General features: G+C 63.4%; 2 protein-coding genes. Both read right to left on the reverse strand.

Going from position 1 to position 1,641, the window contains the following annotated elements; genetic code table 11:
• On the reverse strand, positions 1-723 hold a 723-nt coding region (gene araD1 / locus EN994_RS30355), incomplete at its 3' end, for an AraD1 family protein (protein WP_127308097.1).
• A gap of 32 nt (positions 724-755) precedes the next feature.
• Positions 756-1,532, reverse strand: coding sequence for an SDR family oxidoreductase (locus EN994_RS30360; protein ID WP_063167576.1), 777 nt, complete (start codon positions 1,530-1,532; stop codon positions 756-758).
• Positions 1,533-1,641: the final 109 nt, after the last annotated feature.

Raw genomic sequence — 1,641 nt, forward strand, 5'->3', positions numbered from 1 at the left:
GCCGTTGCGTAGGATGCGCGAATGGCCGCGCACTTCTTCGGGCAGGTCACCGATCAGCAGTTCCGGACCAATCGAGCAGGAGCGCAGCTTGGAATGGGCGAGATAAAGGTAGTTCTCGCCCTCCGTCACGTGGTCGGAATATTCGTTTCCGAGCGCATAGCCGATGCGATAGGGATGGCCATCGGGTCCATTGACATAAAGCCCGACGATCTCGGCTTCCTCTGCACCGGCTTTCGCGAATGCCGGCATCGGCAGCGGTGCGCCGGGCGGGACAACGCAGGTGCCGACGCCCTTGAAGAACCACTCTGGCTGAATCCCGATCTTGCCGGAGCCAGGCTTGCCGCCCTCCAGCCCCATGCGGAAGATTTTCAAGGAATCGGATTCGTCGGCACCTTCGCCATGGGTCAGAACATGCATCTGGTTGCGCGCGGCGGCACTTCCGGTGTGGGTGAGGCCGGTGCCGGTGACCAGGAAGCGCGCCGGTTCGGGATGGTCGACCGGAGCGAGCACCTGCCCATCGCGCAACAGTTGGTCGTAGTCGATTTTCGCCGTGCCGGTCCGCTTCTCGACCAGCGCTGCGATCGACGTGCCCTGGGCAATTGCCGCTTCGGCCAGTTCCAGCACGCTGCTGGTCTTTTCGAGCGGGTGCAGATGATTGCCGTCATCGCAGACGCGGCCCACCCGTCTGCTGCCGTCGGCCATTCTGAACTGAACAAGACGCATGAACTAACCTTCTTCCTTTGAAACCGTACGGATCACACCCAGCCCGCATCGACGATGAACTGCTGGCTCGTGCACATGCGGCTGTCGTCGGCGGCGAGGAACAGCGCCATGCGCGCGATATCGGAGGGTTGCAGCCGGTCGGGCAGGCACTGCCTTTCCGCGATCTGGCGTTCGCCGGCCGGGTCCAGCCACAGGCGCATCTGGCGCTCTGTCATCACCCAGCCCGGCACCATGCAGTTGACGCGGATGCGCTCAGGGCCAAGCTCGCGGGCCAGCGCCCGCGTCATGCCGTAAATACCCGCTTTCGCGGTGACATAGGCTGGGCAATCCGGATCGCCGACCATCCAGGTGATGGAGCCGAAGTTGATGATCGAGCCGCCGCCCTGCGCGCTCATCTGCGGACGCACTGCCTGCGCCGCGAAAAACTGGTGGCGCAGATTGACCGCCATGCGGTCGTCCCAATAGGCAACCGTCACATCCTTGGTCTGGTGGCGGTCGTCATTGCCGGCATTGTTGCACAGCGCTTGGATGGGGCCATTGTGCTGCATTGCCTGCACGGTTGCCGCCTGCAACTCTTCGACGTTGCGCAGGTCGCATGGAATGAACAGCGGCGCGGCATGTCCGTCGGCCGCAATCGCGTCGACCAGACGTTGGGATGGTTCTTCGGCCATGTCAACGAAGGCGACGCGGCTGCCCTGGGCGCAGAAATGGCGCACCAGGCTTTCGCCGATGCCGCTGCCGCCGCCTGTTATGAAGACGCTGCGGCCCTTGAGGCTTGGATAGATCGCGTAGCCGATTTCATCCGTCATCGCGCGCCTCTCTAGTGCGAATGTCGAGGAATGCCGGCATCGCGCCGGCCGACGAGAAAGTCGAAATCGCAGCCCTTGTCGGCCTGCAGCACGCGCTCGACATAAAGGC

Source organism: Mesorhizobium sp. M7A.F.Ca.CA.002.09.1.1 (assembly GCF_003998555.1).
GTDB classification, from domain to species: Bacteria; Pseudomonadota; Alphaproteobacteria; order Rhizobiales; family Rhizobiaceae; genus Mesorhizobium; species Mesorhizobium ciceri.